The 25,788-nt window shown below is 68.7% G+C and carries 28 protein-coding genes; 12 read left to right on the forward strand and 16 right to left on the reverse strand.

Going from position 1 to position 25,788, the window contains the following annotated elements; genetic code table 11:
• Positions 1-179 precede the first annotated feature (179 nt).
• Positions 180-575 carry an HIT family protein gene (locus NBW77_RS10845; RefSeq protein ID WP_131747472.1) on the reverse strand — a complete coding sequence of 132 codons (396 nt, stop codon included), beginning with the start codon at positions 573-575 and terminating at the stop codon, positions 180-182.
• 122 nt (positions 576-697) lie between these two features.
• Between NBW77_RS10845 and NBW77_RS10850 the strand changes: the two genes are divergently transcribed.
• On the forward strand, positions 698-2,506 hold the full coding sequence (locus NBW77_RS10850; RefSeq protein WP_502799465.1) for a DEDD exonuclease domain-containing protein: 1,809 nt from the start codon (positions 698-700) through the stop codon (positions 2,504-2,506).
• Here the strand turns inward: NBW77_RS10850 and NBW77_RS10855 are convergent, their stop codons facing one another.
• From NBW77_RS10855 to ctaE, 6 genes are all read right to left on the reverse strand, one after another.
• The gene (locus tag NBW77_RS10855; protein ID WP_242605945.1) at positions 2,507-3,382 is read right to left on the reverse strand and encodes an ABC transporter permease; all 876 of its coding nucleotides are present in this window, start codon (positions 3,380-3,382) and stop codon (positions 2,507-2,509) included.
• Positions 3,339-4,193, reverse strand: coding sequence for an ABC transporter ATP-binding protein (locus NBW77_RS10860; RefSeq protein WP_250279648.1), 855 nt, complete (start codon positions 4,191-4,193; stop codon positions 3,339-3,341). The genes NBW77_RS10855 and NBW77_RS10860 overlap by 44 nt, the downstream gene beginning before the upstream one ends.
• A 135-nt stretch (positions 4,194-4,328) precedes the next feature.
• Positions 4,329-5,945, reverse strand: a complete 1,617-nt coding sequence (qcrB, locus tag NBW77_RS10865; protein WP_131747473.1) for a cytochrome bc1 complex cytochrome b subunit — start codon at positions 5,943-5,945, stop codon at positions 4,329-4,331.
• Positions 5,942-7,147, reverse strand: a complete 1,206-nt coding sequence (gene qcrA / locus NBW77_RS10870) for a cytochrome bc1 complex Rieske iron-sulfur subunit (protein ID WP_131747474.1) — start codon at positions 7,145-7,147, stop codon at positions 5,942-5,944. The genes qcrB and qcrA overlap by 4 nt, the downstream gene beginning before the upstream one ends.
• Positions 7,144-7,947 carry a cytochrome bc1 complex diheme cytochrome c subunit gene (qcrC, locus tag NBW77_RS10875; RefSeq protein WP_131747475.1) on the reverse strand — a complete coding sequence of 268 codons (804 nt, stop codon included), beginning with the start codon at positions 7,945-7,947 and terminating at the stop codon, positions 7,144-7,146. The genes qcrA and qcrC overlap by 4 nt, the downstream gene beginning before the upstream one ends.
• A 5-nt stretch (positions 7,948-7,952) precedes the next feature.
• The gene (ctaE, locus tag NBW77_RS10880) at positions 7,953-8,591 is read right to left on the reverse strand and encodes an aa3-type cytochrome oxidase subunit III (RefSeq protein ID WP_131747476.1); all 639 of its coding nucleotides are present in this window, start codon (positions 8,589-8,591) and stop codon (positions 7,953-7,955) included.
• Between the two features lie 105 nt (positions 8,592-8,696).
• On the opposite strand from ctaE, the gene NBW77_RS10885 reads away from it, so the two are divergent.
• The gene (locus tag NBW77_RS10885; RefSeq protein ID WP_131747477.1) at positions 8,697-9,797 is read left to right on the forward strand and encodes a cytochrome c oxidase assembly protein; all 1,101 of its coding nucleotides are present in this window, start codon (positions 8,697-8,699) and stop codon (positions 9,795-9,797) included.
• On the opposite strand, the gene NBW77_RS10890 is transcribed toward NBW77_RS10885, so the two are convergent.
• From NBW77_RS10890 to NBW77_RS10900, 3 genes are all read right to left on the reverse strand, one after another.
• Positions 9,763-10,359 carry a DUF3501 family protein gene (locus tag NBW77_RS10890; RefSeq protein WP_131747504.1) on the reverse strand — a complete coding sequence of 199 codons (597 nt, stop codon included), beginning with the start codon at positions 10,357-10,359 and terminating at the stop codon, positions 9,763-9,765. The two genes, NBW77_RS10885 and NBW77_RS10890, sit on opposite strands and share 35 nt — an antisense overlap.
• Positions 10,360-10,466: 107 nt before the next feature.
• On the reverse strand, positions 10,467-10,916 hold the full coding sequence (locus NBW77_RS10895; RefSeq protein ID WP_131747478.1) for a rubrerythrin family protein: 450 nt from the start codon (positions 10,914-10,916) through the stop codon (positions 10,467-10,469).
• Between the two features lie 83 nt (positions 10,917-10,999).
• A complete protein-coding gene (locus NBW77_RS10900; protein WP_131747479.1) occupies positions 11,000-11,443 on the reverse strand; it encodes a Fur family transcriptional regulator in 444 nt (147 codons plus the stop codon).
• Positions 11,444-11,786: 343 nt separating this feature from the next.
• On the opposite strand from NBW77_RS10900, the gene NBW77_RS10905 reads away from it, so the two are divergent.
• Both NBW77_RS10905 and trpD read left to right on the forward strand, forming a co-directional pair.
• Positions 11,787-12,215: a hypothetical protein gene (locus NBW77_RS10905; RefSeq protein ID WP_131747480.1), complete on the forward strand. Its 429-nt coding sequence runs from the start codon at positions 11,787-11,789 to the stop codon at positions 12,213-12,215.
• On the forward strand, positions 12,212-13,297 hold the full coding sequence (gene trpD, locus NBW77_RS10910; protein ID WP_131747505.1) for an anthranilate phosphoribosyltransferase: 1,086 nt from the start codon (positions 12,212-12,214) through the stop codon (positions 13,295-13,297). The genes NBW77_RS10905 and trpD overlap by 4 nt, the downstream gene beginning before the upstream one ends.
• A gap of 90 nt (positions 13,298-13,387) precedes the next feature.
• Here trpD and NBW77_RS10915 read toward each other — a convergent pair whose 3' ends face one another.
• The 3 genes from NBW77_RS10915 to ctaC all read right to left on the reverse strand — a co-directional run bounded on the left by NBW77_RS10915 (position 13,388) and on the right by ctaC (position 16,549).
• Positions 13,388-13,789: a cytochrome c oxidase subunit 4 gene (locus NBW77_RS10915; RefSeq protein ID WP_131747481.1), complete on the reverse strand. Its 402-nt coding sequence runs from the start codon at positions 13,787-13,789 to the stop codon at positions 13,388-13,390.
• A gap of 112 nt (positions 13,790-13,901) precedes the next feature.
• Positions 13,902-15,578 carry an aa3-type cytochrome oxidase subunit I gene (gene ctaD / locus NBW77_RS10920; RefSeq protein ID WP_131747482.1) on the reverse strand — a complete coding sequence of 559 codons (1,677 nt, stop codon included), beginning with the start codon at positions 15,576-15,578 and terminating at the stop codon, positions 13,902-13,904.
• Positions 15,575-16,549: an aa3-type cytochrome oxidase subunit II gene (gene ctaC / locus NBW77_RS10925; RefSeq protein ID WP_131747483.1), complete on the reverse strand. Its 975-nt coding sequence runs from the start codon at positions 16,547-16,549 to the stop codon at positions 15,575-15,577. Before ctaC ends, ctaD begins: the two co-directional genes overlap by 4 nt.
• A gap of 196 nt (positions 16,550-16,745) precedes the next feature.
• On the opposite strand from ctaC, the gene NBW77_RS10930 reads away from it, so the two are divergent.
• A complete protein-coding gene (locus tag NBW77_RS10930; protein ID WP_131747506.1) occupies positions 16,746-17,894 on the forward strand; it encodes a cysteine desulfurase family protein in 1,149 nt (382 codons plus the stop codon).
• Complete coding sequence (locus NBW77_RS10935; RefSeq protein WP_242605946.1) at positions 17,891-18,151, forward strand: sulfurtransferase TusA family protein; 261 nt, start codon at positions 17,891-17,893, stop codon at positions 18,149-18,151. Before NBW77_RS10930 ends, NBW77_RS10935 begins: the two co-directional genes overlap by 4 nt.
• A 44-nt stretch (positions 18,152-18,195) precedes the next feature.
• Here the strand turns inward: NBW77_RS10935 and NBW77_RS10940 are convergent, their stop codons facing one another.
• Both NBW77_RS10940 and NBW77_RS10945 read right to left on the reverse strand, forming a co-directional pair.
• Complete coding sequence (locus NBW77_RS10940; RefSeq protein WP_131747484.1) at positions 18,196-19,176, reverse strand: carbohydrate kinase family protein; 981 nt, start codon at positions 19,174-19,176, stop codon at positions 18,196-18,198.
• 87 nt (positions 19,177-19,263) lie between these two features.
• The gene (locus NBW77_RS10945; RefSeq protein ID WP_242605947.1) at positions 19,264-19,659 is read right to left on the reverse strand and encodes a HesB/IscA family protein; all 396 of its coding nucleotides are present in this window, start codon (positions 19,657-19,659) and stop codon (positions 19,264-19,266) included.
• Positions 19,660-20,168: 509 nt separating this feature from the next.
• On the opposite strand from NBW77_RS10945, the gene nadA reads away from it, so the two are divergent.
• From nadA to NBW77_RS10965, 4 genes are all read left to right on the forward strand, one after another.
• A complete protein-coding gene (gene nadA / locus NBW77_RS10950) occupies positions 20,169-21,422 on the forward strand; it encodes a quinolinate synthase NadA (protein WP_131747485.1) in 1,254 nt (417 codons plus the stop codon).
• On the forward strand, positions 21,422-22,045 hold the full coding sequence (locus tag NBW77_RS10955; protein ID WP_131747486.1) for a DUF3043 domain-containing protein: 624 nt from the start codon (positions 21,422-21,424) through the stop codon (positions 22,043-22,045). Before nadA ends, NBW77_RS10955 begins: the two co-directional genes overlap by 1 nt.
• Before the next feature lie 243 nt (positions 22,046-22,288).
• The gene (locus tag NBW77_RS10960; protein WP_131747487.1) at positions 22,289-23,398 is read left to right on the forward strand and encodes a pectate lyase family protein; all 1,110 of its coding nucleotides are present in this window, start codon (positions 22,289-22,291) and stop codon (positions 23,396-23,398) included.
• Positions 23,399-23,484: 86 nt separating this feature from the next.
• A complete protein-coding gene (locus NBW77_RS10965) occupies positions 23,485-24,462 on the forward strand; it encodes an aldo/keto reductase family protein (RefSeq protein ID WP_250279649.1) in 978 nt (325 codons plus the stop codon).
• A gap of 29 nt (positions 24,463-24,491) precedes the next feature.
• Here the strand turns inward: NBW77_RS10965 and NBW77_RS10970 are convergent, their stop codons facing one another.
• Positions 24,492-24,704, reverse strand: a complete 213-nt coding sequence (locus NBW77_RS10970; protein WP_131747488.1) for a hypothetical protein — start codon at positions 24,702-24,704, stop codon at positions 24,492-24,494.
• A gap of 289 nt (positions 24,705-24,993) precedes the next feature.
• Between NBW77_RS10970 and NBW77_RS10975 the strand changes: the two genes are divergently transcribed.
• Entirely contained in the window at positions 24,994-25,182 is a 189-nt protein-coding gene (locus NBW77_RS10975; protein ID WP_131747489.1) for a hypothetical protein, read from the forward strand.
• A 30-nt stretch (positions 25,183-25,212) separates the two neighbouring features.
• A partial coding sequence (locus NBW77_RS10980; protein ID WP_250279650.1) for an MBL fold metallo-hydrolase occupies positions 25,213-25,788 on the forward strand: 576 nt, incomplete at its 3' end.

The raw sequence follows: 25,788 nt of genomic DNA on the forward strand, positions 1-25,788 counted from the left end.
GGACGGACTCCGGGGCGCGATGGGGACAACGATGACGCACCAGCGTATAGGCACCAGCCCGACCTCTCCGGATCGCACGTGTCGGCCCGGTTCGACCAGTGCCACGGCCAAGCACGCCGGCCGGAGCTCCCCGGCGCGTCAGAGCCCAGCGTGTCAGCCCGGTACGGCAGCCCAGCGCGTCAGCCCAGCGCGGCCCGGATGCGTTCGGCCGCGTCGTCGAGTGCGGCCGGGTCGGGATCGTGATCAGCCTTCGAGAACGAGACCTCGTCCTCGGAGTTGATCGGGACGAGGTGCACATGCACGTGCGGCACCTCCAGACCAGCCAGCAGCGCGGCCACCCTGCGAGGGCGAAACGCCGTGTCCACGGCCCGGCCGACCCGCGCTGACGCGCTCCACAGTTCCCGCAGCACATCCGGCGGAAGGTCGATCCAGTGATCGATCTCGAGGCGCGGGACCACCAGGGTGTGCCCGGGCCGGATGGGGGCGATGGTCAGAAACGCCGCGCAGTGGTCGTCCTCGTAGACGATCCTCCCAGGCAGTTCACGTTTCATGATCCGAGTGAAGACGCTGGCCATGTCCGGACACTATCCGGATGGCGGCCGGCGACCACCGCTCTGCGCGGGGCTGTCGGAGGCAGCCGCTACGGTTCGCGGACATGAGCCCGTTCTCGCCCCCGCCAGGCGACGGCCACCCGGGCATGCCGCCCCGGCCACTGCCAGAACCACTGCCAGAACCACTGCCGGCCCCGGCTCCCCGACCCCGGCGTGAGCCCCAGCCCCGGCAGGCCAGCTTCGCCGAACTCGGCCGTCCGCTGGGGGAGGTCACCTTTGTCGTGGTGGACCTGGAAACCACCGGCACCCGTTCGTCCGAAAATGAGATCACCGAGTTGGGTGCGGTCAAGGTCCGCGGCGGGCGGATCCTTGCCGAAATGGCGACCCTGGTGCGCCCGGCCGGGCCGATACCCCCGTTCATCTCGGTCCTGACCGGGATCACCGACGCGATGGTCGCCACCGCCCCGACCATCGACGCGGTGCTGCCGACATTCCTGGAGTTCGCCCGCGACAGCGTGCTGGTCGCCCACAACGCCCCGTTCGACCTCGGCTTCCTGCGGGACGCATGCGTGCGCGGCGGGTATCCGGTGCCGGCGTGGGAACACCTCGACACGGTCCGGATCGCCCGGCAGGTCGTTACCAGGGACGAAAGTCCGGACTGCAAGCTGTCCTCGCTGGCCCGGCTCTTCCGCGCCGACACCGAGCCCACCCACCGGGCGCTCGCGGACGCGCGGGCCACGGTCACGGTGCTGCACGGGCTGTTCGAACGGCTCGGCAACCTCGGAGTGACCACGTTGGAGGACGTCCACGGCTTCACGCGGAAGGTCTCCCCCGCTCAGCGACGCAAGCGCCATCTGGCGGAGGGGCTACCGACCGGGCCGGGCGTCTACGTGTTCCGCGACGCGACCGGCCGGGCACTGTACGTCGGAACGTCGCGGTCGGTGCGGTCGCGTGTCCGGTCGTACTTCACCGCGAGTGAACCGCGGACGCGGATGGCCGAGATGGTCTCGCTGGCACAACGGGTGGACGCGATCGCGTGCGCGCACGCGTTGGAGGCCGAGGTCCGGGAGCTACGGCTGATCGCCGAGCACAAACCCCCCTACAACCGCCGGTCCAGGTACCCGGAACGGGCGGTCTACCTGCGGATCACCGATGAGCCGTTCCCGCGGCTGGCCCGGGTCCGGGCGGTCCGCGACGGGGGAACCTACCTCGGCCCGTTCTCGAGCACGGCCGGGGCAGATCTTGCCGCGGCCGCGATCCACGAGGCGATCCCCCTACGGCAGTGCACCGCACGACTGTCACCACAGCGGCCGAGTGCCGCGTGCGCACTCGCGGACCTGGGCCGCTGCGGTGCCCCGTGCGACGGGCGGGAAAGCCCCGAGGACTACGCACGCCATGTGACAGCGGCCCGTGAGGCCATCACCACCTACCCGGCGCTGGTCGTCACCGCCGCACGCGAACGCATCGCCGGGCTCGCCGCCGGACAACGGTACGAGGACGCGGCCGTCCATCGGGACCGGATGCTCGCGTTCCTGCACGGCGCCCACCGACTCCAACGCCTGTCAGCCCTGACCCGCGTCGTCGAGATGACGGCGGCCGTGCCCACCGTGGAGGGCGGTTGGGATATCGCGGTGATCCGCCACGGTCGGCTCGTCGCCGCGACCACCGCCCCGGCGCGCACCGATCCGCGTCCGTGGGTTTGGGCGGCGCGGGCCAGCGCCGAGACGGTGCGACCGGGGCCGGGGCACACCCCGTGCGCGTCCGCGGAGGAGACCGAGCGCATCGACCGCTGGCTGTCCTCCCCGGGTGTCCGGCTGGTCGGCCTCGACGGCGAATGGGCCTCACCGGCAACCGGCGCGGCCCGGGAGGTCTTCTTTCTTCGCGGGCAGGACGAACACCGCGGATCAGCAGGAACGGTCACCCCGGGCCGAGTCCGACGACCGGCATCCCGATGACTACCGCGCGAGCCGGCCGAGCAGGGCGCTGGCGGCAAGAATGCTCAGCACGGCGGAACCCGTGAGTACCGCGAAGTCGACCAGCAGGTGCGCGGGCGTACCGATGAGCAGACCGCGCAGCGCGTCGACCAGATAGCTCAACGGGTTGAGATAGCTGACCACCCGGACCCAGGACGGCATGATGTCCACCGGGTAGAGGGCATTGCTGGCGAAGAACATCGGCATCATGATCGCCTGGCCGATCCCCATCAGGCGGTCGCGGGAGAGCACCAGGCCCGCGATCACGATCGACAGGCAGGCGAAGAACCCCGAGCCGAGCACCACCGCGACAGCCGCGGCAATCATCTTCAGCGGGTTCGCGGTCAGACCCACACCGAGCACAGCGGCCAGCACCAGGACGACGACCACCTGGATCAGCGCCCGCACCCCGGCTGCGAACGCCTTGCCGGTGACCAGAGCCGCGCGGGGCGTCGGTGTCACCATGAGTTTCGCCAGGACGCCCGCGTCCCGGTCCCAGATGATCTGAATGCCGTAGAAGATCGAGATGAACAGTGCGGACTGGGCGAGGATGCCGGGCGCCAGGTAGTCCAGGTAGGGCACGGACCCGGTCGGGATGGCATGGATGCGGTTGAACGTCACGCCGAAGACCAGCAGCCACAGGGCCGGCTGGACGGCCCTGGTGTACAGCTCGACCCGGTCGTGGCGGAGCTTCTGCAGCTCCACCAGGGAGAGGGTTCCCAGTCGACGCCCCAACAGGCGCGCCGTGCCGAAGCGCGCGTCAAGACTGTCATCGAACCCGATCCCGGCAGGAGCGGGCGCCAGACCGGTCCGCTCAACCAGCCCGGCCGGCGACACGACGGGTATGTTGGACGTCACGGAAATCACCTTTCCTGTCGCTCTCGAGCGCACCACCGGTGTGATGACGGAACACGTCCTCCAGGCTTGCCTGGGGTCCCAGGGTCGCTTTCAGTTCGCCCGGCACGCCGGTGGTCCGGACCCGGCCGGCGTGCATCAACGCGACCCGGTCGCACAGGACGTCCGCCTCCTCCATGTAATGGGTGGTCAGCAGGACCGCCATGCCGTGCTCGACCCGCAGCCGCTGGACGTGCTCCCAGACGCTGTCGCGCGCGATCGGGTCGAGCCCCACGGTCGGCTCGTCGAGGATCAGCAGCCGCGGCTGGTTGACCAGTGCCTGGGCGAGTTCAAGGCGACGCACCATCCCGCCCGAGTAGGTGCGGGCCATCCGGTCTGCGACGTCGGTGAGGCCCATCGCGGCGAGCGCGTCGTCGACCCGCGCCCGCCGCTGGCGTCGTGGCACGTCGAACAGGCCTGCGAACAGGGCGACGTTCTCGCGGCCCGTCAGCCCGGCGTCGGCGGACAGCATCTGCGGCACGTAGCCGATGAGGCGGCGTGCCCGCAGCGGCGCTCGCGCCGCGTCCACCCCGAACACCAGCACCGAACCGGCGGCCGGCCGCAGCAACGTGACGATGACGCGGATGGCGGTGGTCTTGCCCGCACCGTTCGGCCCGAGCAGGCCGACGATCTCACCGGCTCCGAGATCGAGGTCGACCGAGTCGACCGCCGCGTGCTCCCCGAACCGGTAGGTCAGCCCCCGGACGACGAGGGCCGGCGGGCCGTCCGCGGACACCGTGGATGCGGCCAGAGACACGGAATGATCGACAGACATCCGACCTCCATATCGTTTTCTTCCTACAACTAACTATCCACCCTCCGCCTTGCCCCGTCACCCGCGAACGAAAAGGGCCCTCCCGTCCGGTAACGGACGGCAGGGCCCTCAGGTCGTTCAGTGCTTCCAGGTCGTTCAGTGCTTCGTGCCGGCCGGCTGGTCCGGGGCGTCGTCAGCGTTGGGCTGGCCGCCCTGTTCCTCCTCCTCGACGAAGAAGCCGGTCACCGCCTTGCCTGCACGCCGGGCGAGACCACTCCTGGCGTTTGCGGTCTGGTCGCCGGACCCCACGGCCACCCGGTCGGTCGGGACCCGGCGATGGTCGGCCACCGGCGGCAGCTTCGGCCGGTGGGCCTCCACGAACTCCCCGCTGGGAAGCTGGTGGATGATCCCGGTCTCGATGCCGTGCTCGGCGATCTCATGGTCGCGGCCCTGCAGGCCGATGCAGATCTTCTTGGTGATGCTGTAGGCGATCGGCGGGACGATGATGCAGCCGATCCGTCCTGCCCATGTCATCGCGTTCAGCGAGATGTCGAACGTCTTCGCGATGACGTCGTTCCCACCGGAGATCCACAGCACCAGGTAGAAACTGATGGCCATGGCACCGAAACCCGTCCGGGTCGCCGCGTCCCGGGGACGCTGGAGCAGGTTGTGTGACTCGGTGTCCCCGGTGAACCTGGCCTCCAGGAACGGGTACAGCGCAAGCAGCGTGAACAGGATCCCGGGCAGGATCAGCGTCGGCCAGAACACCGCCGGCACGGTGTGCCCGAGACCGCGGAACTCCCACGGCGGGAACAGACGCGTCGAGCCGTCGAGGAAGCCGATGTACCAGTCCGGCTGGGACGCGGAGCTGACGTTCCCCGGGTCGTAAGGGCCGAAACTCCAGATCGGGTTGATCTGCGCCAGACCGCCGAGTAGCGCGAGCATCGCGAACACCAGCATGAAGAACCCGCTGGACTTCGCCGCGAACACCGGGAACACCCGGTGCCCGATGACGTTGTGCTCGGTCTTGCCCGGCCCTGGGAAGTCGGTGTGCTTCTGGTGCCACAGGATGCCCAGGTGGGCGCCGATCAGCGCCAGCAGGATGCCCGGCACCAGCAGGATGTGGACGACGTACAGCCGGGGGATGAAGTTCTGACCCGGCCACTCGCCGTCGAAGACGAGGAACGACGCCCACGTCCCGACGACCGGGATCGACTGGGCGATGGACGCCGCGATCCGCAGCCCCGTACCGGACAGCAGGTCGTCCGGAAGCGAGTAGCCGGCGAAACCCTCGAGGATCCCCAGCACGAGCAGTCCCACGCCGATCAGCCAGTTGACCTCTCGGGGCTTGCGGTAGGCGCCGGTGAAGAACACCCGCATCAGGTGCACCACGATGGATGCGACGAACAGCAACGCGGCCCAGTGGTGGATCTGGCGGAAGACCAAACCCGCACGGGTGTCGAAGCTGATGTCCAGGGTCGAGGCGTAGGCCCGGCTCATCTCGACGCCCTTGAGCGGGACGTACGAGCCGTTGTAGACGACCTCGGTGTTGCTCGGGTCGAAGAACAGCGTGAGATAGATGCCGGTCAGCACCAGGATGATGAAGCTGTAGAGGGCGATCTCCCCGATCATGAACGACCAGTGGTCGGGGAACACCTTGTTCAGGTTCCGGCGCAGCCCCGCCTGCGTACCGAAACGCTCGTCGACCGTCCGGTTGAGCTTTCGGACCGGGCCCGGCCTTTTGACCAGATGCGGTGGTGGGACGGTGGTCATGAACGCTCCCAGAAGGCGGGACCGACGGGCTCGGTGTAGTCGTGTCGTGCGATGAAGTACCCGTCCTTGTCCACATCGATCGCCAGCTGCGGCAGGGACCGGCTGGCCGGGCCGAAGATGGCGCGGCATCCGTCCAGGACGTTGAACACGGACTGGTGGCACGGGCACAGTAGGTGGTGGGTCTGCGCCTCATAGAGGCTGACCGGACAACCCGCGTGGGTACAGATCTTCGAATAGGCGACGTGACCGGCGTAGGCCCAGTCCTCCCGGCCGGGGCGCGGGTGATTCTCCCCCGGAGCGAGCCGGATGAGCACGGTGGCGCTGTCGGCCTTGTCGTGCAAGGTCACCTTGGGCTCGTAGCGGACGGTGCCGTTGGCCTCGGTGACGGGTACCGCCGGGAACACGGTTTCGATGCCGCCGATGGCCATGTCGCCGAGCTTGACCAGGTTGCCTTCCCCGGTCACCAGGCGGGCGCCGGACACCCAGCGGGTGTGGTCGAGCTGCTTGCCCGGCTTGCTGTTGGTCAGGTTCAGCAGCGGTACGACCAGCAGGCCACCGAGGACGGTCCCCGCGCCCAGCAGGGTGCGGCGGACCAGTGGCCGGCGGGCGAGGCCGGTGTCGGCATATCCGAGCGCGACCGTCTCCTCGGTGGCGGCGATCTCCTCGGCCGGGGAGGCGAAGGGGTGCCGCTCCTGGACCGCCTCCTCATGCGGCATGAGCCGCTTCGCCCAGAGGATGATCCCGAACCCGATGCCGCCCATCGCCATGGCGAGGGCACCGCCCATGCACGGGGTGTAGTACTCGGCCTGTTTGTCACCGACGAAGTTGGTGACGATGAAGCCGACCGTCCCGACCACCGAGACGATGAACCAGAAGGCCACGAGCCGCTCGGCCCGGCGCTCGGCCCGGCGGTCGATCTCTTCAGCGTGCGGGGGACGGACCTCGACGCCCCGCTCGCCGGCCTCGGCCAGCAGGACCGTGGCCGGAGCCCGGGTCGAGTCGGTCTGGTGCGGGGGCGTCCCCAGACGCTCGGAACCGTCGTCGCGTCCCTGCTTCAGCTCGGGTCCGCGAGTCCGGGCATCGGCTCCTCCCCCGGCCGGTTCCCCGGAGGGCTTCACCGGGTGCTTCGCGCGGTCGAAGATGCTCCCGCCGTCGTCGGCGGGATGCCCCGTCCCGGGCGTGTCGTCGTCCTGCTTGCTCATACCTTCTGCCTCGCTCCGATCCACAGGCACACCGCGAGCAGGCCTCCGATGCCGACCAGCCAGGCCAGCAGCCCCTCGGGAACCGGCCCGTACTTGCCGAGTGCGTCGCCACCGGCGCTGGGCGCCTCGCTCAGATGCCGCACGTACTTCGCAATCGCCGTGGCGTCGGCGTTGTCGATCTGCCCGGGGCCGAACACGGGCATCGACTCGGGGCCGGTCCGCATGGCCTCGACGATCTGGGTCGGGGTGGCCTTACCCAGGTCGGGTGCGTACTTGCCGTAGGTCAGCGGCGCACCCGCACCGGTGGCCTGATGGCACTGGGCGCAGTTGGCCCGGTACAGCTCACCGCCATGGGCGAGGTCTGCGTCATCCAGCGCGGCGGAGGTGATGACCGGCTTCTTCGGGCCACCGCCGAGGCTGCCGACGTACGCGGCCAGTTGGTCGATCTGCGTCTGGTCGTAGATCGGATCCTTGCGCTTGGCCTGCGCACCGGGCGCGGCCAGTGGCATCCGACCGGTGCCCACCTGGAAGTCCACCGCGGCAGACCCGACCCCGACGAGACTCGGCGCCTGGTTGCCGCCCTGGGCGTTCACGCCGTGGCAGCTCGAGCAGCCCTGGAGGTAGAGGGCGCGGCCCGCTCTGACGGCCTCGTTGGCGTCCGCGGTGTCCTGGGCCGTCCCACGCGGGGCGAACGCCGCCCACAGGACGCCGGTGGCCGCGAGCGCCACCAGAAGGACAACGGCGGAGGAACGCCGACGCCGACGTACGGATGCACGGGCAGCGCCCACAGATGCAGTCATGTCGCTCACTGGAGGAGGTAGATGGTCGCGTAGAGGCCGATCCAGACGACGTCGACGAAGTGCCAGTAGTACGACGTCACGATCGCGGAGGTGGCCTTCTCGGGGGTGAACCTGCCGTAGCTCGACCGAGCAAGTACGATCACGAACGCGATGAGCCCGCCGATCACGTGCAGGCCGTGAAAGCCGGTCGTGAGGTAGTAGACGGATCCGTAGGCATGGGACGAGAGCGTGAACTCGTTCTCGTGGAAGTACTCCCATGCCTGGCCGCCGACGAACACGGCACCCATGATCAGCGTGATGACGTACCAGCGACGCAGACCGTAGACGTCGCCACGTTCCGCCGCGAACACACCCAGCTGGCAGGTCAGGCTTGAGAGCACCAGGATCGTCGTGAAGACAAGCGCGTAGCCGACATGCAGGTGCACCGGGCCGATTTCGGATCCCGCGGGATCGCCGGTGACCGGTGGCCAGTTACCACTGTTGACCGACCGGATCGTGTAATACATCGCGAACAGGGCCGCGAAGAACATCAACTCCGATGACAGCCACACGATCGTTCCCACGGAAACCATCGAGGGACGGTTGGCCGTGGGGTGCGGCGGCGGAGCCTTCTCAAGGACGGGGGCGGAGGCCACGTCGGTCATTCTGGCACGCGATCCGCGAGGCGCCACCGTAGGTTCGACATTCGGTAGGACTACGAGCTGTCGATGGTCCCGCCCAGCGCTAGTGTCCAGGAGGTGACGGAGTCCGTGACCAGCCTTGGCACCCTCGCCGCCGGAGCCGTGCCCGTGCCGTTCCGGCACGCAGAACTCCCACCACCGCCGACTGTCGGGCGCCTTCTCCTGCACGTCACACCCGAACCCGGGCCGGTGCTGCTGGTCGCGGTCATGGCCGGGCTCTACCTGCTCGGAGTGCGCAGACTCACAGATCGCGCAGACACCTGGAACCCGTGGCGGACGGCATCCTGGCTCACCGGCCTGCTGGTCGTCGCGTACGCGCTCATCGGCGGGGTCGCCGCCTACGACACCTCGCTGTTCAGCGCGCACGCCGTCCAGCACCTGCTGCTGGGCACGGTCGCGCCCATCCCACTCGCGCTCGGGGCCCCGGTCACCCTGGCGTTGCGGACCCTGCCGCGGCGCGCCCGCAGGCTCCTGGTGAAGGTGCTGCACAGCCGGGTGGCCAGGGTGCTGACGTTTCCGCTAGTCGGATTCGCCCTGTTCATCGTCAGCCTGTACGGGCTCTACTTCACGAGCCTGTACCAGGCGTCGCTGGAGCATCCGACGCTGCACCTGTTCCTGCACGTCCACTTCCTGGCCGTGGGCTGCCTGTTCTACTGGCCGATCATCGGGCTCGACCCCATTCCGGGCCGGCTGCCCTACTGGAGCCGGCTGCTCCTGCTGTTCGTGACCTTCCCGCTGCACGCACTGTGGGCGCTGGCGATGTTCACCACCGAGGACGTCTTCGCCGGGAGTTGGTACGTCTCACTCGGCCGGACCTGGGGGTCCAGCCTGCTGGGCGATCAGCAGACCGGCGCCGGCCTGATGTGGGCCTCGGGCGAACTGGTCGGCGCCGCGGTGTTCGTGGCGCTGTTCGTCCAGTGGTCGCGGGCGGACGGGCGGGAGGCCGTCCGGGAGGACCGGCGACTGGACCGCCTCGACCGGCTGGCCCAGCTCCCGACGAAGCGGCGGTCTCCGGCCGAGGCGACGGACCCGGCCGAGGCGACGGAAACCACGGATCCGGCGGACCCGGAGGCCGACCTGCTCGCCAGGGAGGCGGCCTACAACGCCTGGCTTGCCCGGCTTGCCGCCGGTCCGGTCAGCCGCGCAGCGCGAGGTCCGCGATCAGACTGATCCGGGTGGCGCCGGTGATCGGTGTCGCCTCGTTGTAGGCGGGATGGTCGACCACGAGCTCGACCGGCACGGCCGGGTCCCGGAAGGCATCCCGCGCGGAGTCGTCGAGCGGGAACCGCAGCATGTGCACGGACACGGTCGGGCCTGGAACGTCCGGGTCCTCGTCGGGTCCGGGGATCTCCTCGGCCGGCGCCGGGACTCCGTCGATCTCCAGGCGGATGCTGTGCTGGACCCCGGCGAGGCGTTCCAGCTCCGACCGGACAGCCTCCGCGACATCCAGTTCGATGAGGACGGTGGCGGTGAGCGCGTGGCTGGAGGGCAGGAGCCGGGAATAGATCTCGATCTCGTGGGCGACCTCCGAGGGGCTGTGCAGCCGCTCGGCGTAGACCATCTCCTGCACCTGGTAGCGCAGGGTCTGCTCGTTCTCGAACTCAAGAACAATCATGTCCCCGACCCGGACCCGGCGCTCCGCCCGGACGGGGAGGATGCGGGTACGCGCAGCCGGCCGCCGCGCGGAGTAGACCTCAGGGTCGGTGATGATGTCGGCGACAGTGAGCGCCATCGTTGGGCCCCCCAGGTGGTCTGTCTCGTGGATGTTGGCGGAGGAGGAGCCGAGCGGGCGGGGTGGGCGCACGTCCGGCGTCCACCCCGCCCGCTTCGTCGCAGGAGTCAGACCGCTTCCTGCTCGGCCTTCTCGTCGGCGACGACCGCGTCCAGGGCCTTCTTGAAGCGCCCGGCGTGGGTCTTCTCGGCCCGCGCAAGGGTGGAGAACCAGTCCGCGATCTCCTCGAAACCCTCCTCGCGGGCGGTCTTGGCGAAGCCCGGGTACATGGCGGTGAACTCGTAGGTCTCCCCCGCCACGGCGCTGGCGAGGTTCTTCGTGGTGGCGCCCAGCGGCTCCCCGGTCGCCGGGTCGCCCACCTCCGCGAGGAAGTCCAGGTGGCCGAACGCGTGGCCGGTCTCACCCTCGGCGGTGTCGCGGAAGAGGGACGCGGCGTCGGTCAGGCCCTCGATGTCGGCTCGGCGGGCGAAGTAGAGGTAGCGGCGGTTGGCCTGGCTCTCGCCGGCGAACGCCTCCTTGAGGTTTTCGTGGGTCTTCGTGCCGTCAAGCTTCGGCATGTGGAGCTCCTTCTTCGATCGTGATCCACCCCTTGGCCGGGGTGATCGACACCGGTGGTGGTTACCGGCACCGGACGGGTCGGCTATGCCGGTCCGGTTGTCCGGGTCGGTCCGGTTGTCCGGGTCGGTCTGGTTGTCCGACAGGACGGGCACAGGCCACGGAACTGCAGGGCGTAACCCGTGATCGCGAAGCCGGTGCTTTCCGACAGCTCGTCCACCGTCTCGACGGGGACGGGCAGATCGATATCCACCGCTCGTCCGCAGCGATCACAGACAACGTGCTCGTGACGTGTGGTGTTCGCGTCGTACCGGGCGGCGGCACCGGTTCCGAGACTGAGCTCGAGGGCATGCCCTGACCTGACGAGCAACCCCAGGGATCGGTACACGGTCGCGGCGCCGATACCTGGCGCAACCACTCGGACACGATCGTAGACCTCCGCCGCCGTCGGATGGTCGTGGGCGGCCTGGAGCACCTCCAGCACCGCACGGCGCTGGGGGGTGAGGCGGAGATCCTGCTGATCGTTCATCGCACGTCCGATGCTTGAAGCGCGTTCGTTGCCGGTATCGATGAGAACGAGTCTCACTATCCCCGAGGAAGGCTCGGACGGCAAACCACTGGATGCACAATGAAACAGCAACGGAACACCGGCGACATCCCGGTGATACGACGACGGTGTGGTCATCGGCACGCCCATCGACATGGTCACCAGCACATCCGGAGGGAGCAGCCGGCCGCGGAACCAACTCCCACGAGCGCCCATCGGATACCCTGCCGGCGGGTTCATCATCGCCCGGTCGCGGTACGCGATCGAACGATGCCCCCTTGGGTATCATTCCAGCGATCACTTTGATCGAAAGGCTTGCGGTCACATGAGTACGGTCCTCGTGTACGCGGACAAGCCCGACGTCCGGGAGCGGGTGAAGCTCGCAGTCGGCCCGCTTCCCGACCCCGAGCTCGGGCTCCTTGAGTTCCTAGACGTCGGGGACGGCGCGTCCGTCGTCGACGCGGTCGACCACGGGGAAGCCGACATCTGCATCCTGGACGCCGAGGCGACACCGACCGGTGGGATGGGGCTGTCCCGCCAGCTCAAGAACGAGATCCCCGACTGCCCGCCCACCATCCTGCTGGTGGCACGCCGGGACGACCGGTGGCTCGCCACCTGGTCGCTCGCCGACGCGGTGGTCGCCCATCCCGTGGACCCCGCCGAACTGGCCGAGGTCGTCGTCGCGTTGCTGCGCCGGCGCCACGCGCTGGCCCCGCGAGGCCGCTCCCCGCAGCCCGCGAGCGTCAGGACCTGACCGTGGCCAGGTCCGAGGGATCCGCACGCGGCTGGCCCGAGCTGCTCGGGGCGCTCCTACGACGGGAGACGCTCGGCGCCGGGGACACTGCGTGGGCGATGAGCCAGGTCATGTCCGGCGAGGCGTCCCCGGCCCAGATCGCCGGCTTCGCCATCGCCCTGCGAGCCAAGGGAGAGACCCCCGAGGAGGTCGGTGGCCTCGTCCGGGTCATGATCGACTACGCCGCGCCACTGGAAATCACCGAAGATATTCGCGAACGCGCCGTGGACACCTGCGGTACCGGTGGCGACCAGTCGCATTCGGTCAACGTGTCGACCATGGCCGCGATTGTCGTCGCGGGCTGCGGAATTCCCGTGGTCAAACATGGGAACCGGGCCGCGTCGTCGACCTGTGGAACAGCTGACCTGCTGGAGGAACTCGGCGTCGTCATCGACCTTCCACCCGTCGCTGTCGCCGCCTGCCTCGCGGAGGCCGGTGCCACGTTCTGCTTCGCGCCGGTCTTCCACCCGGCGATGAGGCATGCCGCCGGACCGCGGCGCGAACTCGGTGTACCCACGGTCTTCAACATCCTCGGACCGCTGACCAACCCGGGCCGTCCGGCGTCCCAGGCCGTGGGCGTCGCCGATCCGCGGCTCGCCCCGGTCGTCGCCGGAGTGCTCGCCGCACGCGGGACCCGGGGCCTGGTGTTCCGCGGCGACGACGGCCTCGACGAACTCACCCCCAACGCGACGTCGACCGTGTGGGTCGTCACGGACGGCAAGGTCCGGCAGGAGACCTTCGACCCACGCGATGTCGGTATCTCGCCCGGTGATCCGAAGGAGCTGCAGGGCGCCGACGCCGTTTACAACGCCGAGGTGACCCGTGCGTTGCTGACGGGACGCGCGGGGCCGGTGCGTGACGCCGTCGTGCTCGCCGCCGGGGCCGCGCTGGTCGCCGCGACCGGACCGACCGCCGCGCCCGTCACCGAACAGCTACGGCGTCAGCTCGCCCGGGCCGCATGGTCGCTGGACTCCGGCGCGGCGCAGGCCGCGCTGCTCCGGTGGGTACGGGTCAGCCAGGCTGGGGCATCCACCACGGTCTGACGGCCGTACCGGCCCGGGGCGCACCTGTCGGCGGGAGCCCCTCGCCGGGTTCTCGATCGGCCGACAACCCCTGGCAGGTGGCGCCCCGCGTCAGTCCTCCGGGACGGGTGGGTGCCAGATGTTCTCGAACAGCAGGCAGACGACGAACAGGAACGTCATGATCCCGCCGATGAGAGCCAGCCATACCCCGAAGATGATGCCGAGGACGACCAGGCTTGCGCTCGCCGCGATGAAGAAGGGGTAGTAGCTGCCCGGGGTGAAGTGACCCAGCTCGCCCGCGCCATCGGCGACCTCGGCGTCGGGAAGGTCCTGCGGACGTGCTCCGATACGACGGGCGGTGAACAGCAGGTACCCGCCGACGAGCAGGCCGAGACCGCCGCACAGCGCGAGCGCGACCGTGCCCGTGGGGTCCTGCGAGGTGAACCAGTAGATGACGTCGACCACCGTGCAGAAAATCGTGAACACGAGGAAGACAACGCCCTCGATCTTCATGGCTGCTGCTCCGCCCTAGCTTCCTTGGGGTCTCCGGCGACGCGGCGGGCGCAACCGTCGGATCGATTTGCGATCCGACGGTTCATCCGATGCGCACGCCACATCTGGCCGGCTATCTGATCTCAGGTGTGGCGTGGTAGTCGATACTCCCCGCCGCCTGCGGATAGTGCAGGTCGAAAGCAGGCCGCTCCGACCGGATGCGCGGCAGCGAGCGGAAGTTGTGCCGTGGCGGCGGGCAGGACGTCGCCCACTCCAGGGAGTTTCCATATCCCCACGGGTCGTCCACGACGGCCAGCTCGCCCTTTTTGAAGGAGTGCCAGACGTTGTACATGAACGGCAGGGTCGAGGTGGCCAGCAGGAAGGCGCCGGCGGTGGAGACGGTGTTGAAGGTGGTGAATCCGTCGGTGGGCGAGTAGTCGGCGACCCGTCGCGGCATGCCCTGCATACCCAGCCAGTGCTGGATCAGGAAGGTCAGGTGGAAGCCGAAGAACAGCGTCCAGAAGTGGATCTTGCCGAGTTTCTCGTCGAGCATGCGCCCGGTGACCTTCGGGAACCAGAAGTAGATTCCGGCATAGGCGGCGAAGACGACCGAGCCGAACACCACGTAGTGGAAGTGTGCGACCACGAAGTAGCTGTCACTGACATGGAAGTCGATCGGCGGGCTCGCCAGCAGCACACCGGTCAGACCGCCGAGCAGGAACGTCACGAGGAAGCCCAGGGCGAACAGCATGGGCGTCTCGAACGTGATCTGGCCCCGCCAGATCGTACCGATCCAGTTGAAGTACTTCATTCCGGTCGGTACCGCGATCAGGAAGGACAGGAATGCGAAAAAGGGCAGCAGAACCGCCCCGGTGACGAACATGTGGTGCGCCCACACCGCGACCGACAGCGCCCCGATACCGACCGTGGCGAAGACAAGACCCTTGTAGCCGAACAGCGGCTTGCGGGAGAAGACCGGCAGGACCTCGCTGATGATGCCGAAGAACGGCAACGCGATGATGTAGACCTCGGGATGCCCGAAGAACCAGAACAGGTGCTGCCACAGGATCGCGCCGCCGTTGCCCGCGTCGAAGATATGAGCGCCGAACCGCCGGTCGGCTTCCAGAGCCAGCAGCGCTCCGGTGAGGACCGGGAAGGCCACCAGCACCAGGATCGAGGTGACGAGGAAGTTCCAGCAGAAGATGGGCAGCCGGAACATCGTCATTCCCGGCGCACGCAGGCAGAGAATTGTCGTAATCATGTTGACCGCGCCGAGGATCGTACCGAGACCCGACACCACCAGGCCCAGGATCCACATGTCCGAGCCAGCACCCGGCGAGTAGACCGCGTTGTTGAGCGGCGCGTAGGCGAACCACCCGAAGTCCGCCGCGCCGTTCGGGGTCAGGAAACCCCCGATGACCGTCAGGCTCCCGAACAGGAAGAACCAGTACGACAGGGCGTTGAGCCGCGGGAACGCCACGTCGGGCGAGCCGATCTGCAACGGCACCAGGAAGTTCGCGAACGCGAATGCCATGGGCGTGGCGAACATCAGCAGCATCAACGTGCCGTGCATGGTGAAGAGCTGGTTGAACTGCTCGTTCGACAGGAACTGCAGACCGGGACGAGCGAGTTCGGCCCGCATCAGCTCGGCCATGATCCCGGCGAACAGGAAGAACGCGAAGGCCGTGACGCCGTACATCACGGCGATGTCCTTGTGGGAGGTCGTCCGCAGGTAGCCGAGCAGGTTCGTGCGCGGCTTGGTGTGCAGCTCCTCGACGTGGCCGGCCGGCGGCTCGTGCACCAGTGTCACTGTCCGCTCCCGCGAGTGGTCGTTGCGGCGGATGTCTGCGTGGTCGCGCCGGTCGCCCCCGTTGCCCCAGCCGCCCCGGCCGCGGTCACCGTGGCCGGTCTTTCCCGTTCGGCGATGTACCGGTCGTACTCGTCACCCGGGATCACCTTGACGTAGAAGTTCATGCGGTCGTGGTCGACGCCGCACAGCTCCGCGCAGCGGCCGACGAACGTGCCGGTCTTGTTGATCGTGACCTGGAACTGGTTGATCCGGCCGGGAATCACGTCCCGCTTGAACAGGAAGTCCGGTACCCAGAAGGAGTGGATCACATCCGGGGAGGTCTCCACGAAGCGGATGGTCCGGCCCTGCGGAAGTACCAGGACAGCAGGCTGGCCGGGCTGGCCGGTGACCTCGACCGGAGTCGTGCCGTTGCGGCCCGTGTCGAGATATCGGAACTGCCAGTTCCAGCGGAAGCCGATGACGTTGACCGTGACGTCCGGGTTGGCGGGAAGCTTGTCGACGTCGACCTCGTCGCGGGCGGTGTAGTAGAAGAGGCCGGCGACGATCACCAGGGGCACGACCGTGTAAAGGACCTCGACCGGGAGGTTGTACCGGACCTGCCGGGGCAGCTCGTCCGACTTCTTCCGGAACACGATGATCGCGTAGAAGATCAGACCCCAGGTGAACACACCCACAGCGAGCGCCGCGATCGTGGAACCCTGCCACAGGTTCAGAATGCGCAGGGACTGATCCGTCACACCATCGGGGAACCCGAAGTTGGGAACGTCACATGCCGTCGCCGCCACCATGAGCAGCGCCAGGCTCATGGCGAGGCGCAGCCCGCGCCGCGGACGGAAACGAGCGGCCGGTCGGTCAAGATCGCTCGCAACACGGCTCACGCGGTTCGTACTTCCCACCCGAGGAGCGTCGGAGGCAGTCGCTTCCTCGACATCGGCGGGCAACGGCCGAGTTCGGCCGAAGGATCGGGTCACCAGGTCCTGCCTCCCACGAATGCGCCGGTCCGACCGAACCAACCGGGCCGGCGCAGGGCTCTTCGACAAGCTGTAGATGCTGCGGCAGGAGCGTATCCCAGCCACCCGTCCGGCATCTCGCCAGCGCCCCACAGAACCCCTTGGGGCGTCCGGACCTCCGGACCTCCGGGTGTCCGGGCGGAATACCGTCGGAAGCGTGCCGGCCTATCTTGACCACGCCTCCACGGCCGTTCTGCACCCTACGGCCCGCGACGCCCTGTTGGCAGCTCTGGACGAAGGCTGGGCCGACCCCGCACGTCTCTACCGTGACGCCCGCCGGGCCCGCATGCTGCTCGACGCCTCCCGGGAGACGGTCGCCGCGGTGCTCGGTGCCCGCCCGGACGAGGTCAGCTTCACATCCAGCGGGACCCAGGCGGCGCAACTCGCGCTACTCGGCACCGCTCGGGCACGGCGCCGCGCAGGTACCCGGATCCTTCTCAGCGCCGTGGAACACTCCTGCGTCCTGCATGCGGCAGAGTGGCACGAGAGGGCCGGCGGCCAGGTCACCACCGTGGGGGTGGATGGTTTCGGCCGGGTCGACCCGGCGGCCTTCGCTCCCCCGCCGGACACCGCGGTGGCAAGCCTGCAACATGCCAACCACGAGGTCGCGACCATCCAACCGGTGGCCGCGGTTGCCGACGTCCTGCACGCCGTCGGCGTCCCCCTGCATGTGGACGCGGCCATGTCCGTCGGCCGGATCCCGGTGGATGTCCAGGCAATCGGTGCCGATCTGCTGAGCGCGAGCGCGCACAAGTTCGGCGGGCCGGCCGGCGTCGGCATCCTGGTGGTGCGGACCGGGCGACGGTGGGCCAACCCGCTGCCCGCGGACGAACGCGAAGGCGGCCGGGTCGCCGGCTTCCCCAACGTCGCGGGCATCGTCGCGACGGCCGCGGCCCTGCACGCCCGAGCCGGCGAGATCGCCGATGAGGCACCGCGCCTCGCTGGCTACGTCGACCGGCTACGAGCCCGGCTTCCTCACCTCGTCCCGGACGTCGAGATACTCGGCGACCCCGACCCGGCCGGCCGACTGCCGCATCTGCTTACCTTTTCCTGTCTGTACGTCGACGGGGAGTCGCTGCTCGGCGAGTTGGACCGGGCGGGAATCGCGGTGAGCAGCGGATCCAGCTGCACCTCCGACACCCTCACCCCGAGTCATGTGCTGGCGGCCATGGGTGCGCTGACCCAGGGCAACATCCGGGTCTCCGTCGGACGGGAGTCCGATGCGGCGGACGTCGACGCCCTGCTGGCAGTTCTGCCGGACGCGGTCGCTCGCGTCCGCGAGCGGGCCGGGGTGGTCGGCCTGTGACCAAAGGTGAGAGCACTGTGTGGCACGACGCGTGGTTCACCGTGGACGCGCGGGGACGACGCTGTCCGCTACCGATCATCGAACTGGCGCGCCGCCTGCCCGAGCTCGGCATCGGAGCCGTCCTTGTGCTGTGGGCGGACGACCCGGCAGCGGCCTTCGACGTCCCGGCCTGGTGTCGGATGCGGGCGCAGGAACTGGTGTCGACCCGGGAGCTGACCGATGGCGGTACGGCCTACCTCGTGCGCCGCCTCACCTGATCGGCGCCTGATCGTCGGCAGTGGGCTCAGCCGATCGGCGTGGGTCAGTCGACCGGAAGGTGTGGGGTGATCTCCGCGGCGGCGTCCGCCCCATAGGTCTCCGACAGCCGCTTGGCCAGCTCGTCCGGGGCGGTCTCGTACTCCTGGGTGCCGATCGTCTCCAGCGCGAGCGTGGCGAGCAGGCAGCCGATCTGGGCGGACCGTCGCAGGGTCAGACCCCATGCCCGACCCGCGAAGAAACCCGCGCGGAAGGCGTCGCCGACACCGGTCGGGTCCGGTGTCACCCTGGCGGGCACCACCGGCACGAGGATCGGCTCCGCGCCGGTGGCCTCGATGGCGACCCCGTCCGCGCCATGGGTGGTGATTCTTACTCCGACCCGCTCGAGCACCTGTGCGTCCGACCATCCGGTCTTGCTCTCCAGCAGGCCCTTCTCGTAGGCGTTGCACAGCAGCCAGGCCGCGCCGTCGACCAGCCTTCGGATCTCCGGACCGTCCATCCGGGCGAGCTGCTGGGAGGGGTCCGCGGCGAACGGAATGGACCGTTCTCGGCACTCCTCGGTGTGGCGGAGCATTGCTTGCGGATCGTTCGGGCTGATGACCACCAGGTCGAGACCGCCCAGACGGTCGACGATCGGACGCAGTTCGATCAGCCGGGCATCGCTCATCGCCCCGGGGTAGAAGGAGGCGATCTGACACAGGTCGTTGTCTGTCGTGCACACGAAACGAGCGGTGTGCGCGAGTTCGCTCACATGTACCGAACCGGTGTCGACCCCGTTGCGGTCGAGCCAGGAGCGGTAGTCGACGAAGTCCTCACCGACAGCGCCGACGAGGACGGGGCGAAGGCCCAGCCGTCCGAGGCCGTAGCAGATGTTGGCGGCCGCTCCCCCGCGCCGGATGACAAGATCATCCACAAGGAACGACAGCGATACCCGTTCCAGCTGGTCCGCGAGCAGCTGCTCGGCGAACCGCCCTGGAAAACGCATGAGGTGGTCGGTGGCGATGGAACCTGTCACGGCGATACGCACGATGACCGAGCCTACCCGGCACGCACCCGTCCGCAGCGCAACCGCGGCTCCGGCCCGGGGGAGAGACCCCGGGCCGGAGCATCACGATCAGTGGAAGGAGTCGCCGCAGGCGCAGGAACCCGCCGCGTTCGGGTTGTCGATCGTGAAGCCCTGCTTCTCGATCGTGTCGACGAAGTCGATCGTGGCGCCGCCGAGGTACGGACTACTCATCCGGTCGACCGCGACCTTGACACCGGAGAAGTCCAGGACGGTGTCGCCGTCGAGCTGACGCTCGTCGAAGAAGAGCTGGTAGCGCATGCCGGAGCAGCCGCCGGGCTGCACGGCGATCCGGAGCTGGAGGTCGTCGCGCCCCTCCTGCTCAAGCAGGTTTTTCACCTTGCCCGCGGCCACGTCGGTCAGGATGACGGTGCTCGGCCGAGTCGCTGTGTCCGTGTCGGTCACGGTGTCGGTCACGGTGTCGGTCGTCGCGTCCTGGACGGTCATGGAGGCTGCTCCCTAGCGATACTTGGGGCCTCCGGACGCACGAAAAGGAACATGATCGCGCGCCCTTTGGCCAACTAGTCTTCCTTTGGCCAGCTAGGCCCTTGGGTCCTTGGGTCCTCCAGCGGCGAAAGTACGATCGCACCGCCTTCGGCCAGTAAGCACCTGCGCAGGTGTGCCCGGTATTCGTCTACCCACATTGCGTGTGCGCCTTGTACGCAACCGTGTGAGATGTCTGCATATTCCGCTATTCATAGCCTGTCACCGATCACGCCATCGTGGCAGTAGCCGTCACTCGCAACACCTACCCTGCAACACCGCGGGCCACGATCGCCTTCCCATCGTACGCAGGACATCTCCCGACGACCAAGCAAAGACCCCCGGGCTGTGATCGCGAACTCATCGCGCTCACGGAAGCATGTGCATGCGCGGCGAGTTAGAGTCTTATCGACCATTCGTCCACAGGCAGGCGGCCAGGCCGCGCAGACAGCCGGTCGACCGGAGGAGCGAGCATGACCATCAATCCCGCGCTCGAACGCGGCATCACGCCGCCGGTCACGCCACCGGTCACGCCACCGGTCACGCCACCGGTCACGCCACCTGCGCAGGCTCCGGCCGGGCCGCTGGAGCTGCTGCTGCTCGGCCGCGGCAGCGATCCGGACAGCGAGCGTGGGGTCGACTGCCCCGGCACGCTGCCACCGGCGTCCGACCCGACCCTCGTCGAGCGCGCCACGCTCGCGCGCCGTGCGCTCGGCGGCTCCGTCTTCGTCCTCGGGCATCACTACCAGCGGGACGAGGTCATCGCCTTCGCCGACGTCACCGGCGACTCGTTCAGACTCGCCCGACAGGCCGCCGCCCGGCCCGACGCCGGCCACATCATTTTCTGTGGCGTCCATTTCATGGCCGAAAGCGCCGACATCCTCACCGGCGACCACCAACAGGTGATCCTCCCCGATCTCGCCGCAGGCTGTTCCATGGCCGACATGGCCGGTGCCGAACAGGTCGAACAGGCATGGGAGACACTCGCCGACGCAGGACTCGCCGACGGTACGGTCCCGGTCAGCTACATGAACTCCTCGGCTGCCATCAAGGCGTTCACCGGACGCCACGGCGGCACAATCTGCACCTCGTCCAACGCCCGCAAGGCGCTGGACTGGGCGTTCGGCCCCGACCGCCGCGGCGAACGGGTGCTGTTCCTGCCGGACCAGCACCTCGGGCGCAACACCGCCGTGCTTGAGATGGGGATGTCGCTGGAGGACTGCGTCGTCTACAACCCGCACCGGCCCGGCGGCGGCGTGCAGACCGCCCGACTGCGCGACGCGCGGATGATCCTCTGGCGAGGTCACTGCTCGGTCCACGGCCGGTTCAGCAGGGCCTGCGTGGACGACGTCCGTGCCCGCGTACCCGGCGTCACCGTGCTGGTCCATCCGGAGTGCCAGTACGAGGTCGTGACCGCCGCGGACATGGTCGGCTCGACGGAGTACATCATCAAGGTGGTGGACGAGGCCCCGCCCGGCAGTAGGTTCGCCGTAGGCACCGAGCTCAACCTGGTACGCAGGCTCGCGAACCGGCATCCTGACAAAACCGTCGCGTTCCTGGACCGTACGGTGTGCTACTGCTCGACAATGAACCGTATTGACCTGCCCCACCTCGTGTGGGCACTCGAGTCCCTCGTGCGCGGTGAGACGGTCAACCGCATCGCGGTTGACCCCGAGGTCGCGGCACATGCCCGGAAGGCCCTTGACCAGATGTTGGCTCTGCCCTGATGGCCCTGTTGAAGCGCCGCGCACCAGCCACCGACGCGCTCACCGACGCGCCGGGCAACCCGGCGGGGGAAGGCGTAGCACCGGAACCCGCCCGGAACAGTTCCGGCAAGGGGCGCCCCACCCCGAAGCGCAGTGAGGCACGCGCGGCACGTGCCCGCGGCGGCGCCGGGCCCACGACCCCGACGTCGCGCAAGGACACCCGGACACGCTCCCGTGACGAGCGCCGCCGCCAGACCCAGGAGTACCGGGCGGCGATGCTGTCGGGGGACGTGAGCAGGCTCCCCCCACGTGAACGTGCGCCCGAGCGCGTGCTGGCCCGGGACTTCGTCGACACCCGCAGGAACCTGGGACCGTTCTTCCTCGCCACCGCCGCGGTGTACTTCGTCGGCGGGCTCGTCCCGAACGGGTATGTGCGCCTCGTCGCCACCTACCTGATGCTGCTGGGCATCCTCGCGGTGGTCGTCGACTCGATCGTGCTGTCCCGGCAGGTCAGCCGCAGGGTCGCGGACAAACACCCGGGTTCACCCGTCAAGGTCCGTGCCTACTCGGTGCAGCGCGCTCTCCTGCCTGGACGCTGGCGGATGCCCCGGCCCCAGGTGAGCCGTACGGGCGGGCGCCGCTGACCCGACCACGTCCGGATCGGACCGGGCGGCCCACTCCGCCGTTCACCGCCGAATCCGACAAGCAGGTTGATTGCTGGAAAAATTCCCGAGTAGTACTGTTTGTGACGTTCTGCGGCTCAGGTTGATGTCGGTGGTGACCGTCATCGGCCCGAACCACATCGTCCTGGCGGCGTGGACGGTGGCCGGGCTCCGGTCACCGCTCCGGGGGGAGGGCGACGCTCCTCGTCAAGGGGTCGTCCATACATGCAACGTCGTACACACCCGCAGCGCAGAAGCGTCCACCTGCTGGCGGTGGTCGCCGCGGGAGTCCTGGCCGCGTGCCAGCCATCCGTCTCGGCTACCGGTCCGGCCGCGGCGCCGAGCCCGTCCCGGACGTCCGGTTCGTTGCCGACGGCGGGCAGCACGCCACCGCCGGCAACCGGGTCGCGGTCCGTCGATACGGCCACGCCGGGGGCCGTATCATCCGGTCAGGTCGCTCCCGCCCCAGCCGAGACCGCGGACGGCTATGCCGCCGGCACGACCGGTGGGGCAGCCGGAGCCACCGTCACGGTCAGTACAGCGGCAGAGCTGACCAGGTACGCCGGCGCGACCGACCCCTATGTGATCAGAATTGCCTCCACGATCAGTCTGAGCGGTCAGATCAAGGTCACCTCGAACAAGACGATCATCGGGACGTCCGGGAACGCCGGCCTCACCGGTGGAGGACTAAACATCCGGGGCGCCGGCAACGTGATCGTGCGTAACCTGACCATCAGCAAGGCCGTCGGCACCGACGCGATCAGCGTCTACGGGTCCCAGCATGTCTGGATCACCCAGAACGATCTCTCCAGCGACCTGGCACACGGCAAGGACTACTACGACGGCCTGCTCGACATCACAAAGGCCTCCGACTTCGTCACCGTGTCGTGGAACAGGTTCCACGACCACTACAAGGTGATGTTGATCGGCGCGTCCGATGACGACACGACGGACAAGGGCAGATTGCACGTGACCGTGCACCACAACTACTTTCGCGACGTGAACTCACGGCTACCGAGCCTGCGTTTCGGCACCGGCCACGTCTACGACAACGTGTTCCAGAACGCCGACACCGCCGTCAACTCACGGATGGGCGCCACTGTTCTGTTGCAGGCAAACGTCTTCCGCGCGGTCGGCACACCGGTGATCACCACGGGGTACGGTCCCCAGGACGGGACCGTCGTCCTCGCGACCGACCATCCCAACGACTTCGGCGGGGCGACACCGGCCGGCACCACCGCCGGCAGCTCCACGGTGAGCCTGCCCTACAGCTCCACGGTGGAACCGGCCGCGACCGTCGCCACGTCCGTCCCGGCAGGCGCCGGACCACGCTGATCGCCACCCGGCGCACAGGGTCGGCCACGTCCGGGAACGACCCGGCGGGCGCCGACCCCGTGTGCCGGGAATCATAGGGTTGCCCGGTGGAACATCGACGACTGGGACGCAGCGGGCTGAACGTCAGCGAAATTTCATACGGCAACTGGATCACCCATGGTGACCAGATCGAACAGGACCAGGCGTTCTCCTGCGTACGAGCGGCGCTGGACGAAGGAATCACGACTTTCGACACCGCCGACGTCTACGCGGGGACACGGGCCGAGGTCGTGCTCGGCGAGGCACTCGACGGTGTACGCCGCGAGTCCTACGAACTGTTCACCAAGGTTTTCTGGCCGACCGGCCCCGGCCCGAACGACCAGGGACTCGGCCGCAAGCACATCATCGAGTCCTGCCACGCGTCACTGCGGCGGCTGCGCACCGACCATCTCGATCTCTACCAGGCGCACCGCTACGACCCGACCGTGCCGTTGGAGGAGACCCTGCGGGCCTTCGACGATCTCGTCCGGGCCGGCAAGGTGCTCTACATAGGCGTCTCGGAATGGAACGCCACGCAGATCGCGGACGCGGTGCGGATCGCCGCCGAGGCGGGCCTCGACCGGATCATCTCCAACCAGCCGCAGTACTCGATGCTGTGGCGGAAGATCGAGGCAGAGGTGATCCCGACATCCCGCGCGGCCGGGATCTCCCAGATCGTCTGGTCGCCGGTCGCCCAGGGTGTGCTTACCGGCAAGTACCTGCCAGGTCAGCCGGTTCCCGGGGACACCCGTGCCGCCAGCGGCGGCGGTGCGGGCTTCATCGGGCGGTTTCTGCAGGACGAGGTCCTCACCCGGGTCCAGGACCTGCTCCCGATCGCGGCCGACGTCGGTCTGTCCCCGGCTCAGCTCGCCGTCGCCTGGGTGCTGCAGAACGACAACGTGGCATCGGCGATCATCGGAGCGTCCCGGCCGGAGCAGGTCCGCGAGAACGTCAGGGCGTCCGGGGTGAAGCTGGACGCCGAGATCCTGGCCCGGATCGACACCGCGCTCGGCGACGTCGTCGTCACCGACCCCGCCACCGCGTAGCGGACGCCCGAACGCTAATCGACCGAACGCTAATCGACCGAACGCAGGCTCATCGGGCCGTAGACCTTGCGGCCGGCGTCCTGAAGCACCACCTGCTGGATGCCGGCATCGAGCAGCTCCCGCCAGGTCTCCCCCAGCCAGGTCTCGGCGTCGCTCTGGGTCGGGAACGACTCCGACGACGACGAACCTGCGACGGCGACGGCGCCGCCGTCCTCGGCCTCGAAACGCCATGTCCAGCTCACCGTGCGACCTCCTTGTCACCTGTCAGGGTTGTCGCCTGCCAGGGCTCGTCAGGGCTGGGAGTCCTGGCCCGATCCCGGCGTCCCGGGCCGTCCCGCGAGCACCATCCAACACGGACGCCAGGTCAGCCGTTACAACACCGGGAACCCGGCGGCACCGAGAACCTCTGTCACGCACGCGCCTACCCGTTTCGCGGGACACCGCCGGCATGCGAGAGTCGTGAACCGCCGGTCAGGATCCGGGGCCGGCGCCACCTGAGCTTTCGGACCAGTCGAACAGAGGAAGGAAACCGTGGCCACAGCTTCACACCCCGTCACGACACTGCTCGCCGAGGTTGCCGAACCGCACAAGGCACCGATGGAGTGGTGGGCGGTCGGACTGGTCACGATCGGCGCGATCGTGCTACTCGGACTCGTACTGACACTCATGACGTTGCTCGACCGCAAGCGCCACCCGCACCTGCAGGAACCTCCGGCGTGAGAGCATCCGCCGCGTGCGGCTGAGACAACCATGCGGTTGAGACTGCTCGGGACGGGATCGGCCGACGGCTGGCCCAACCCGTGGTGCGAATGCGCGTCCTGCGGGTGGGCCCGCGAGCACGAGGTGCGCACCCAGACCGCGGTTCTCCTCGACGAGGTCATGCTCATCGACTGCGGGCCTGACGTGCCGCGAGCCGCCACCCGGTTCGGGGTACGGCTCGCGGGCGTACGCCACCTGTTGTTCGGGCACGCCCACCCCGATCACACCGGACCCGCCACTCTGATGTGGCGGGAGTGGGCGACCGTCGCCCAGGAACCGCTGGACGTCATCGGGCCACCGGCCTCGCTGGACGCCTGCCGTGCCTTCGTCGGCCCCTGGAACGGCAAGGGTGCCGACCCGTCCGGCGGCCCTGTCGGCACCGGGTCCGGCGCCGGGTCCGGTGCCGGGCCGCTGCGGTTCCACCTGGCGCGTGCCGGCGACGTCCTGGAGGTGGGCGGCTTCGAGATCCGGCCGGTGGAGGCCAACCACGGGGGCACGCATATCGGGCCGGCGGTGCTCTACGACGTGACCACACCGGAGGGTGGACGGCTGCTGTACGCCTGCGAC

This window comes from Frankia sp. Cppng1_Ct_nod (assembly GCF_920656135.1).
Taxonomy (GTDB): domain Bacteria; phylum Actinomycetota; class Actinomycetes; order Frankiales; family Frankiaceae; genus Protofrankia; species Protofrankia meridionalis.

Bases quoted from the DNA above. Each gene is read 5' to 3' on its own strand.
- NBW77_RS10845 (WP_131747472.1), bottom strand. From the start codon at position 575: ATGGCCAGCGTCTTCACTCGGATCATGAAACGTGAACTGCCTGGGAGG.
- NBW77_RS10850 (WP_502799465.1), top strand. From the start codon at position 698: ATGCCGCCCCGGCCACTGCCAGAACCACTGCCAGAACCACTGCCGGCC.
- NBW77_RS10860 (WP_250279648.1), bottom strand. From the start codon at position 4,193: ATGTCTGTCGATCATTCCGTGTCTCTGGCCGCATCCACGGTGTCCGCG.
- qcrB (WP_131747473.1), bottom strand. From the start codon at position 5,945: ATGACCACCGTCCCACCACCGCATCTGGTCAAAAGGCCGGGCCCGGTC.
- qcrA (WP_131747474.1), bottom strand. From the start codon at position 7,147: ATGAGCAAGCAGGACGACGACACGCCCGGGACGGGGCATCCCGCCGAC.
- qcrC (WP_131747475.1), bottom strand. From the start codon at position 7,947: ATGACTGCATCTGTGGGCGCTGCCCGTGCATCCGTACGTCGGCGTCGG.
- ctaE (WP_131747476.1), bottom strand. From the start codon at position 8,591: ATGACCGACGTGGCCTCCGCCCCCGTCCTTGAGAAGGCTCCGCCGCCG.
- NBW77_RS10890 (WP_131747504.1), bottom strand. From the start codon at position 10,359: ATGGCGCTCACTGTCGCCGACATCATCACCGACCCTGAGGTCTACTCC.
- NBW77_RS10895 (WP_131747478.1), bottom strand. From the start codon at position 10,916: ATGCCGAAGCTTGACGGCACGAAGACCCACGAAAACCTCAAGGAGGCG.
- NBW77_RS10900 (WP_131747479.1), bottom strand. From the start codon at position 11,443: ATGAACGATCAGCAGGATCTCCGCCTCACCCCCCAGCGCCGTGCGGTG.
- NBW77_RS10905 (WP_131747480.1), top strand. From the start codon at position 11,787: ATGAGTACGGTCCTCGTGTACGCGGACAAGCCCGACGTCCGGGAGCGG.
- NBW77_RS10915 (WP_131747481.1), bottom strand. From the start codon at position 13,789: ATGAAGATCGAGGGCGTTGTCTTCCTCGTGTTCACGATTTTCTGCACG.
- NBW77_RS10945 (WP_242605947.1), bottom strand. From the start codon at position 19,659: ATGACCGTCCAGGACGCGACGACCGACACCGTGACCGACACCGTGACC.
- nadA (WP_131747485.1), top strand. From the start codon at position 20,169: ATGACCATCAATCCCGCGCTCGAACGCGGCATCACGCCGCCGGTCACG.
- NBW77_RS10955 (WP_131747486.1), top strand. From the start codon at position 21,422: ATGGCCCTGTTGAAGCGCCGCGCACCAGCCACCGACGCGCTCACCGAC.
- NBW77_RS10960 (WP_131747487.1), top strand. From the start codon at position 22,289: ATGCAACGTCGTACACACCCGCAGCGCAGAAGCGTCCACCTGCTGGCG.